Below are 9,930 nucleotides of genomic sequence, written 5' to 3'. Positions count from 1 at the left end.
TTTTCAGACTGTCTTTAAAACCTTTCTAAAGGACAAAGAGAAAATCGTCAACGCCCTTCAACTTCCCTATTCTAACGCCAAATTAGAAGCGACTAATAATCTCATCAAACTTATCAAGCGAAATGCATTTGGATTTCGAAACTTTGAAAACTTCAAAAAAAGGATTTTTATCGCTCTGAACATCAAAAAAGAAAGGACGAAATGTGTCCTTTCTAGATCTTAGCTTTTCTTCAACCCACTACAGTTGACAAAGAGCCTGAATTTCAAGGTTCAGGATAAAATAGTTCACTGAACTATTTTATTTTTTCAAGTTGTAGAATGATTTCAATCCACGGTATTCAGCTACTTCACCAAGTTGGTCTTCGATACGAAGCAATTGGTTATATTTAGCGATACGGTCTGTACGTGAAAGTGAACCAGTCTTGATTTGTCCTGCGTTTGTTGCAACTGCGATGTCAGCGATTGTTGAATCTTCAGTTTCACCAGAACGGTGTGATACAACAGCAGTGTAACCAGCTTCTTTAGCCATTTCGATAGCGTCGAATGTTTCAGTAAGAGTACCGATTTGGTTAACTTTGATAAGGATTGAGTTAGCAGCGCCTTCAGCGATACCTCTTTCAAGGTAAGCAGTGTTTGTTACGAAGAAGTCGTCACCAACCAATTGAACTTTACCACCAAGACGTTCAGTAAGAGCTTTCCATCCGTCCCAGTCGTTTTCGTCCATACCATCTTCGATAGTGATGATTGGGTATTTGTTTACCAATTCTTCAAGGTAATCGATTTGTTCTGCAGAAGTACGAACAGCAGCTCCTTCACCTTCGAATTTAGTGTAATCGTAAACTTTACGTTCTTTATCGTAGAACTCTGATGATGCACAGTCAAATCCGATAAATACGTCTTTACCTGGAACATATCCAGCAGCTTCGATAGCAGCAAGGATTGTTTCAACACCATCTTCAGTTCCTTCGAAACGAGGAGCGAATCCACCTTCGTCACCTACGGCAGTTTCCAAACCACGACCTTTAAGGATTTTCTTAAGAGCGTGGAAGATTTCAGCACCCCAACGAAGAGCTTCTTTGAATGTAGGTGCACCAGCAGGTACGATCATGAATTCTTGGAAAGCGATTGGAGCATCTGAGTGAGAACCACCGTTGATGATGTTCATCATTGGAGTTGGAAGAACTTTAGTGTTGAATCCACCAAGGTAGCTGTAAAGTGGGATTTCAAGGTAGTCAGCAGCAGCACGAGCTACAGCGATAGACACACCAAGGATTGCGTTCGCACCCAATTTACCTTTGTTAGGAGTACCGTCAAGAGCGATCATAGCACGGTCGATAGCTTGTTGATCACGTACATCGTAGCCGATGATAGCTTCAGCAATGATGTTGTTTACGTTGTCAACAGCTTTTTGTGTACCAAGACCACCGTAACGAGATTTGTCACCATCGCGAAGTTCAACTGCTTCGTGTTCACCAGTAGAAGCTCCTGATGGAACCATACCACGTCCGAAAGCACCTGATTCAGTGTAAACTTCTACTTCAAGTGTTGGGTTACCGCGTGAGTCTAGGACTTCGCGAGCGTAAACATCAGTAATAATTGACATTTTTTACTCTCCTTATGAGTTAAAATTTTTTACACCTCTATAATACCTTAAATACCCTCCTTTTTCAAGAAAAAACGTTATCTTTGTGCAAATTTTCCTTAACTTTATAAAGTAATCGCTTTCTTTTTGTCTGTTTTATTCTAACTTTTATGATATACTGTTTTTATGACAGATTTATCAAAACAATTACTTGAAAAAGCTCATGGTGGGTCAAAATTAAATCCGGATGAGCAAAGACGCTATCTTGGTACTTTTGAGGAAAGAGTTCTTGGATATGCAGATATTGACACGGCAAATAGCCCTCAGCTAGAAAAAGGCTTTTTATCTATTTTAGAAAACCTTCAGGAAAAGGCAGAGCCACTATTTGTGAAGATTTCGCCAAATATCGAATTTGATAAGCAAGTTTTCTACTTAAAAGAAGCAAAAGAAACGAATAGTCAAGCAACCATAGTATCTGAAGAGCATACTTCTTCTCCTTTTGGCCTGATTATCCATAGTAATGCACCAGTTCAAGTAGAAGAAAAGGACCTTCGACTTGCTTTTGCTAAACTTTGGGAAGTTAAAAAGGAAGAACCAGCCAAAACATCCTTATGGAAGAAATGGTTTGGCTAAATATTGCGCATACTTAATAAACGCCCAATATTGGCAGCCGTGTGCTCCAGATAGAGACTGGCATTTTTCAAACTATCTTCCAAAGGTTCGCATTTCTCCAAAATAGAAAAGGCCGCTTGGATATTTTCAAATGGTAAGGGAGGTAAATCTTCAGCAAGACTACCGCAAATAGCAATCACAGGAACTCCGGCAGGGGTTCTTTTTGTAACACCTATAGGCGCTTTACCTGCTAAACTTTGACGATCTAGCCTTCCTTCTCCAACAATAACCAAGTCAGCATATGCCACTTTCTTATCAAAGTTGATTAAGTTCAAGCAGGTATCAATACCAGACACAATATTGGCCTGAGCAAAGGCACACAAGTCACCAGCAATGCCTCCACCAGCTCCTGCTCCTTTAATTTCCAATGTTGCAGGTGAAACTTTTCCATAAAAATCTTGAATTGCCTGATCCACGGTCTCAAACTTAGTATGATCTAGGCCTTTTTGTTTTCCAAAAGTAGAGGTTGCCCATTGATGACCACACAAGGGACTCACAACATCTGCTAAAATATTAATTTGAACTCCTTCAGGAATTTCATAGCAATTTTCTGTTGAAACAGAAGCTAATTTTAGTAAGGATTGACCGCATGCAGGCAAGACATTTCCATCCCTATCATAAAATCGATAACCCAAACCAGCAGCAATCCCCAGTCCTCCGTCATTACTAGCCGTACCACCAACGCCAATATGGATATCTTTAATCCCTTGAGCAACGAGATGGCGAATCAACTCTCCAATTCCACAAGTTTGGATTTGAAGTGGATTTCGTTTCTCTAGCGGAATCTTTCCAAGGCCAACCAAGTCGGCAACTTCAAAGAGTGCCAGTTCCCCTTTTTGAAAATAGCGCATGGCTTCTTTTTGTCCAAAAGGTCCTGTAACTTGGATCCATTTTTCTTCTAGGTCAAGAGAATGTCGAATAGCATCAACAGTACCTTCGCCACCATCACCAACAGGGCAGAGGAGACATTCTACATCTGCTATCGATTGTTGGAAGCCTCTTTTTATTGCTTCAGCTACCTGTTGAGCGGACAAGCTTTCCTTAAACGAATCTGGTGCAATTACAATCTTCATATTTTCCCTCATTCTAAACAGTCAATCAAAGGAAGTACTTCTAAAAAATCCCTCTTATCAACATGAATCGGTATTTCTTTTTTGAGTACTTCTTTGGCACAAAAGGCGATTCCTAATCCCGCCGACTTCAACATGAATAAATCATTAGCACCATCACCGATTGCAACTGTGCTTTCTTTAGGAAGTTTTAGTTCCTTTCTCCATTGTTCCAGAGTCTCTTTTTTAACCTCGGGACTGATAATTTGTCCGACTAATTTTCCTGTCACAAGACCGTCTTTGACTTCAAGTTTATTGGCAGAGAAATAGGCAATACCGAGGGATTTTGCTAATCTATCAACTATTGGTGTAAAACCACCGGACACTAGACCGACAAGGATACCATTCTTTTGGAGAATAGAGATGAATTCTTGGGCATTTGGCGATAGATAAATAGAGTTACAGACTTTATCAAAGACCGAAATAGGAAGGCCTTCCAACAAGGAAACTCTTTTTCTTAAACTGCTTTCAAAGTCTATCTCTCCTCGCATTGCCCGACTTGTAATCTGCGAAATTTCCTCCTCACGACCTACCTCTCTTCCCAACAAATCAATCACTTCTTCTAAGATTAAAGTTCCATCAACATCCATAACACACAAGCCTTTTACTTGAGACATAATTTCTCCTCTCTAATACTCAATGAAAATCAAAGAACAAACTAGGAAACTAGCCGTAGGCTGTACTTGAGTACGACAAGGCGACGTTGATGCGGTTTGAAGAGATTTTCGAAGAGTATAAATAGCCCAAAAATCGTATGAAGTCATCATACGATTTTATCTATTAATCAACTAAACTATGGTACAAGTCAAGGTATGACTTGCAGGCTGTATCCCATGAGAAATCACACTCCATAGCTTGTTTTTGTAGATTTCTCCAAATGTCTGGATGGTTTCTATACAAGTCCAAAGCTGTTTGGAAAGTCCAATTTAACCAATAAGGAGATAGATTGTCAAAGCTAAAGCCAGTACCGCTTCCTTCAATCGGATTAAAGGCTTGAACGGTATCTCGCAATCCACCAACTTCATGGACTAATGGCAAGGTTCCGTAACGCATAGCCATCATTTGAGACAAGCCACACGGTTCAAAACGACTCGGCATGAGGAAGAGGTCACAGGCAGCGTAGATTTCTTGAGCTAGTTTGACATCAAAAGTGATATTAGATGATAGCTTATCAGGATAAATCTGAGCAAACCATGAGAAAGCTCCTTCAAAGGCAGAATCGCCAGTTCCCAAAAGAACAATCTGAACATCTTCTTGCAAGATATGGTGCAGACCTTCCACCACCACATCAAAACCTTTTTGACGTGTCAAACGAGAAACAATTCCCACCAATGGAACGTCAGATCTAACTGGCAAACCAACTCTCTCTTGTAATTTTGCCTTATTCTGGGCTTTTCCAGACAAATCTTCCTGACTAAAATGATAGTCTAAAAGGGTATCCGTCTGAGGATTATACAAATCAGCATCAATCCCATTCACGATACCAGAAACTTTACCAGACTCCATTCGAAGAATCTGATCCAAGTTACATCCGAACTGGCTGGTCATAATTTCATGAGCATAGCTAGGTGAAACGGTTGAAACACGGTCTGCGTAAAGAATACCAGCCTTCATCCAGTTCAGACAGTTGTTCCAGCGAAGGGTGCCATCAGCATAACGCTCAAAGCCAACTCCAAACAAATCCCACAACATTCCTTCAGAAAACTGTCCTTGGAATTCCAAATTATGAATGGTTAAAACAGTTTTAATTCCTTGATAGGCTTGAATCCAACGGTATTTTTCCTTTAACAAGAACGGAATCATAGCTGTATGGTAGTCATGAACATGGAGAAGGTCAGGGATAAAGTCAATTCTTTCCATAGCCTCAACGGCAGCAAGTTGGAAGAAAGCAAAGCGTTCTCCGTCATCAAAATCACCGTAAACATGACCGCGGAAGAAATAATATTGGTTGTCAATAAAGTAGAAGGTTACACTGTTTAAGACTGTTTTCTTAATCCCACAGTACTGTCTGCGCCAACCAACACTCACCTCAAAATGAAGAACATCTTCAACCTGATTTCCAAATTTAGCCTCTACCATGTCATAGTAGGGTAAAATCACTGCAACTTCATGTCCAGCTTTTACCAGTGATTTGGGAAGAGCACCAATGACGTCTCCCAAACCACCTGTTTTTGAAAAGGGTGCACCCTCTGCTGCTACAAATAAAATTTTCATGAATGAATATCCTCTGTTACTTTAGCATCTTTCTTAACGACAACTGGATGCTCTGCCGTTCCTCGAATCACAACGCCATCCGCAACTTCCACACCCTTGTCCAAGATAGCATATTCGACCTGAGCTCCTTCTCCAATCACAACACGAGGGAAGAGTAGGCTATCTTTAACCAAGCTATCCTTGTGAACATGAATATTACGTGATAAGACAGAATTAGCCACTTGACCTTCAATGATACTACCAGAAGCAAACTGAGAAGTGCTTACCTTAGATGTGTTAGCGTAGTAAGTTGGTTCTTCATTCTTAACCTTTGTATAAATCTTTTGGTTTGGAGTAAAGAGAGAGTAAAATTTTTGAGATTCAAGCATATCTTTGTTAGCTTGGTAATAAGACTCTACAGAATGAATATTTGCCAGATAACCTGTGTATTCGTAGGCAAAAGCCCCTTCTTTTGCAGCCAAATCACGTAGTACATAGCGCAATTTCTCTGGATGTTCTTTCTTAGCTTCTTCTTCTAAACGTTCAATCAACCAAGGTGTGTCAACGACAAAGATATCTGTGGACATATTGTAAACTTCATCTGTTGATTTGCCATCAAAGAGTTTATGAGAACGAACATGATCTGTTTCATCTACGTCCAAGATTGCATTTACTTCTGAAATGTCTTTTTTAGGTAGTTTTTTATAAACTACAGTGATAGGCCCTTTTGTTGTACTGTGTAGATGGAATACTTGATTCAAATCAATATTAATCAGAACATCACAGTTGAGTGAAACTGTTTGGTTTGAGCCAGAACGTTTCAAATAAGTAAGCAACTGTTGGTAGTATTCTTTTCCAACTGTGCTACTTTCCACACGGGTATTGTAAATCCCTAGATAATAGTGACTAAGAAGGGTTGACAAGCCCCACTCACGTCCAGAACGAATATGGTCAAAGACTGAGCTGATATTATCCTGTTGGAAAATACCAAAGACACTACGAACACCTGCATTAGCAAGACTTGAAAGTGGGAAGTCGATCAAGCGATATTTCCCACCAAATGGCAAACTAGCTACTGGACGGTGGTCTGTCAATGTCGCCATATCGTGAAAACCAACTGTGTTTCCTAAAATGGCAGAATATTTATCAATCTTCATCTGTTGCTACCCCCACTACTTCATCATATCCTACAACTTGTACTTCATCTGTTCCATCAATTTCGACACCGTCAGAAATAATTGCACCTTCACCAATAATGGCACGTTTAATCTTAGCTCCTTGACCAATGATAGCTCCACTCATGATAACTGAATCAACAACTTCCGCCCCTTCGCGAACTTGCGCGCCTGTTGAAAGGATAGAATGTTTAACAGTTCCATCAACGAAACATCCGTCTACAACTAATGAGTCTTCCACATCAGCATTTGCCCCGAGGAAGTTTGGTGGTGAAATCAAATTTCTTGAATAAATCTTCCATTGACGGTTACGGCTATCTAAGGCATTTTCTGGAGAAATATACTCCATGTTCGCTTCCCAAAGTGACTCAATCGTACCGACATCTTTCCAGTAACCACTAAATTCATAGGCATAGACACTTTCACCTGACTCAAGGTAATTTGGAATGACATTCTTACCAAAGTCTGACATGTCAACCTTGCTCTTTTCAGCAGCAACAAGCATATTGCGGAGACGTTGCCAATCAAAGATATAAATCCCCATAGAAGCTTTGGTAGATTTAGGTTGAGCTGGTTTTTCTTCAAATTCAACAATGCGGTTATTTGCATCTGTGTTCATGATTCCAAAACGACTTGCTTCTTTAAGGGGAACATCAAGAACTGCTACTGTCAAACTAGCATTATTATCCTTGTGAGACTGGAGCATATCATCATAGTCCATTTTGTAGATGTGGTCTCCAGACAGAATCAAAACATACTCAGGATTAACACTGTCGATATAATCAATATTTTGGTAAATAGCATGGCTTGTCCCCTCAAACCAACGATTTCCTTCACTTGCAGAATAAGGTTGAAGAATAGAGACACCAGAATTGATACCATCTAGTCCCCAGCTTGAACCGTTACCAATATGGTTGTTGAGAGCAAGTGGTTGGTACTGTGTAATGACTCCAACATTGTTGATACCTGAGTTGGCACAGTTTGAAAGAGCAAAGTCAATGATACGGTAGCGCCCACCAAATTGCACAGCTGGTTTTGCGATGCTTTGAGTGAGTTTACCGAGACGAGTTCCTTGCCCACCAGCAAGAATCAAAGCTAACATTTCATTCTTCATTTTCTACTCCTTTTTGGTTTTTACTTGTGACAGTTTTAGTAGGTTTCAAGCGACGCTTGATTTTCCAAACACTTGCTCCCATAGCCGGTAGGGTAAATGTTAAAGTCTGCTCATAATCTTTCCATAGTCCTTCTTGCGTTTGCACAGTTTGATTATGCTCTCTCCAAACACCGCCCCACTCTTCTAACTCAGTATTCCAGACTTCTTCGTAAATCCCTGCAACAGGAAGTCCGATTGTAAAATCTTTTCGTTCAACAGGTGCCATATTAAAGACACAGACTAACATATCATCCTTCTTACCCTTACGAATGAAGGAAAGGACACTCTGGTCTCGATTATCCGCATCGATGATTTCAATACCATCATAGCTAGTATCGATTTCCCACAGACAGCGATGGTCTTTGTAAAACTGGTTTAGCTGAGAAGTGAAATCCTTCATCTTAGCATTCATTGGGTCTTCTAGGTTGGACCATTCCAACTGTTCTTCAGATTTCCATTCTAGGAATTGCCCATATTCGCTACCCATGAAGAGCAATTTTTTACCTGGGTGACAAATTTGGTAAGTGTAGAGATTGCGCAAGCCTGCGAATTGATTATAACGATCTCCCCACATCTTGTGCATCATGCTCTTCTTGCCATGAACTACTTCATCGTGCGAGAATGGTAAGAGATAATTCTCCTTGAAGACATACATAAAGCTGAAAGTCACTAAATTAAAGTCATACTTACGGTAAATTGGGTCTTCTTCGTAGAATCGGAGGATATCATTCATCCAACCCATATTCCATTTGTAATCAAATCCAAGACCATCTGAATCCTTGGTGTCAGTAATCTGAGTAGCTGATGAACTTTCCTCAGCTATCATCATAACGTCTGGATGAGCTTGTTTAATGACATCATTCAAACGTTTTAAGAAATAATAGCCTTCGTAGTTGAGATTGCCTCCATCTTTATTAGGTGTCCATGGAGCATCATCGTAGTCAAGATAGAGCATATTGCTCACTGCATCCACGCGAATACCGTCCAAATGGTAAAAGTCAATCCAAAACTTAATACTAGAAATCAAGAAAGACTGGACTTCATTCTTTCCAAGGTCAAAATTGAGTGCGCCCCAACCGTAGTTATGAGCCTTATTATGGTCCTGGTACTCAAAAGTAGGCGTCCCATCATAGTAGGCTAAGGCATCATCATTAATGGTGAAGTGACCAGGTACCCAGTCAACAATAACACCGATATTGTTTAAATGACATTCCTCAACAAAATCTTGAAATTCTTCAGGACGACCATAGGCATGCTCTAAAGCAAAGTAACCCATAAGCTGATAACCCCAACTCAAACCGAGAGGGTGAGACATCAAGGGCATAAACTCAATGTGAGTATAGTTCATCTCAACCAAGTAAGGAATGAGTTCATCTTTCAATTGAGCAAAACTATAGGGACTGCCATCAGGATTTCTCTTCCAAGAGCCAGCATGAGCCTCGTAAATATTGACAGGGCGCTCTTCAAAGCTCAAGCGTTTTCTACGAGCTAACCAGAGACCATCCTTCCATTTTTTCTCTGGAATTTCTGTTAAAATAGCCCCAGTACCAGGTCGTGCCTCATACCGTACAGCCAAAGGGTCAATCTTCATAAGCTGATGACCATTTGCACGTGTGATATGGTACTTGTAAATTTGGCTTTCTTGAGCAAGACTAGTAAAGACTTCCCAGACTCCAAATTCATTTCGTTCCATCGGAATTTGATTTTCAACCCAGTTGGTGAAATCCCCTACCAAGTGAACAGCCTGAGCATTGGGAGCCCATACACGAAATGTATAACCGTACTCTCCATTTAGCTCTTCCCTATGTGCTCCTAGATAATGCTGAAGGTGAAAATTCTCACCTGTCATAAAGGTGCGCAAAGCTTCTCTTTTATCCATAATACCTCCCATTTTCTGTAAGCGTTTTCTATAGATTTATTATACTACCTTTTTAGGGAAGATTCAAGTAAATTACGGAATTTGCAAAAAAATCTTTTGAAAGTCTTCAACAAATTCACTGATGTATTCACTTGTAAATCAAGAAATTTTCAGAAATGTTTTGAAAA

At 40.2% G+C, this 9,930-nt stretch carries 9 protein-coding genes; 2 read left to right on the top strand and 7 right to left on the bottom strand.

Annotated features, from left to right (window positions below):
* The coding region (locus ADI86_RS03375; RefSeq protein WP_049531792.1) for an ISL3 family transposase at positions 1-223 on the top strand (223 nt) is incomplete at its 5' end.
* A 75-nt stretch (positions 224-298) separates the two neighbouring features.
* On the opposite strand, the gene eno is transcribed toward ADI86_RS03375, so the two are convergent.
* Positions 299-1,603 (bottom strand): surface-displayed alpha-enolase, encoded by a 1,305-nt coding sequence (gene eno, locus ADI86_RS03370; RefSeq protein ID WP_049531791.1) that lies wholly within the window; start codon positions 1,601-1,603, stop codon positions 299-301.
* A 165-nt stretch (positions 1,604-1,768) separates the two neighbouring features.
* Here eno and ADI86_RS03365 point away from each other — a divergent pair, with 165 nt between their 5' ends.
* Entirely contained in the window at positions 1,769-2,215 is a 447-nt protein-coding gene (locus tag ADI86_RS03365; RefSeq protein ID WP_049531790.1) for a DUF1694 domain-containing protein, read from the top strand.
* Here ADI86_RS03365 and ADI86_RS03360 read toward each other — a convergent pair.
* The 6 genes from ADI86_RS03360 to glgB form a co-directional block, all read right to left on the bottom strand.
* Positions 2,212-3,327 (bottom strand): glycerate kinase, encoded by a 1,116-nt coding sequence (locus ADI86_RS03360; protein WP_049531789.1) that lies wholly within the window; start codon positions 3,325-3,327, stop codon positions 2,212-2,214. The two genes, ADI86_RS03365 and ADI86_RS03360, sit on opposite strands and share 4 nt — an antisense overlap.
* 8 nt (positions 3,328-3,335) lie before the next feature.
* Positions 3,336-3,980, bottom strand: coding sequence for a phosphoserine phosphatase SerB (gene serB, locus ADI86_RS03355; RefSeq protein WP_049531788.1), 645 nt, complete (start codon positions 3,978-3,980; stop codon positions 3,336-3,338).
* A 163-nt stretch (positions 3,981-4,143) separates the two neighbouring features.
* A complete protein-coding gene (gene glgA / locus ADI86_RS03350) occupies positions 4,144-5,577 on the bottom strand; it encodes a glycogen synthase GlgA (RefSeq protein ID WP_049531787.1) in 1,434 nt (477 codons plus the stop codon).
* Positions 5,574-6,713, bottom strand: coding sequence for a glucose-1-phosphate adenylyltransferase subunit GlgD (gene glgD, locus ADI86_RS03345; protein WP_049531786.1), 1,140 nt, complete (start codon positions 6,711-6,713; stop codon positions 5,574-5,576). The genes glgA and glgD overlap by 4 nt, the downstream gene beginning before the upstream one ends.
* Positions 6,703-7,845, bottom strand: a complete 1,143-nt coding sequence (locus ADI86_RS03340) for a glucose-1-phosphate adenylyltransferase (RefSeq protein ID WP_049531785.1) — start codon at positions 7,843-7,845, stop codon at positions 6,703-6,705. Before ADI86_RS03340 ends, glgD begins: the two co-directional genes overlap by 11 nt.
* Complete coding sequence (gene glgB / locus ADI86_RS03335) at positions 7,835-9,763, bottom strand: 1,4-alpha-glucan branching protein GlgB (RefSeq protein WP_049531784.1); 1,929 nt, start codon at positions 9,761-9,763, stop codon at positions 7,835-7,837. The genes ADI86_RS03340 and glgB overlap by 11 nt, the downstream gene beginning before the upstream one ends.
* Positions 9,764-9,930: the final 167 nt, after the last annotated feature.

This window comes from Streptococcus pseudopneumoniae, from assembly GCF_001074975.1.
Classification (GTDB): Bacteria; Bacillota; Bacilli; order Lactobacillales; family Streptococcaceae; genus Streptococcus; species Streptococcus pseudopneumoniae_D.
This window is presented reverse-complemented; position numbering and strand designations above follow the sequence as displayed.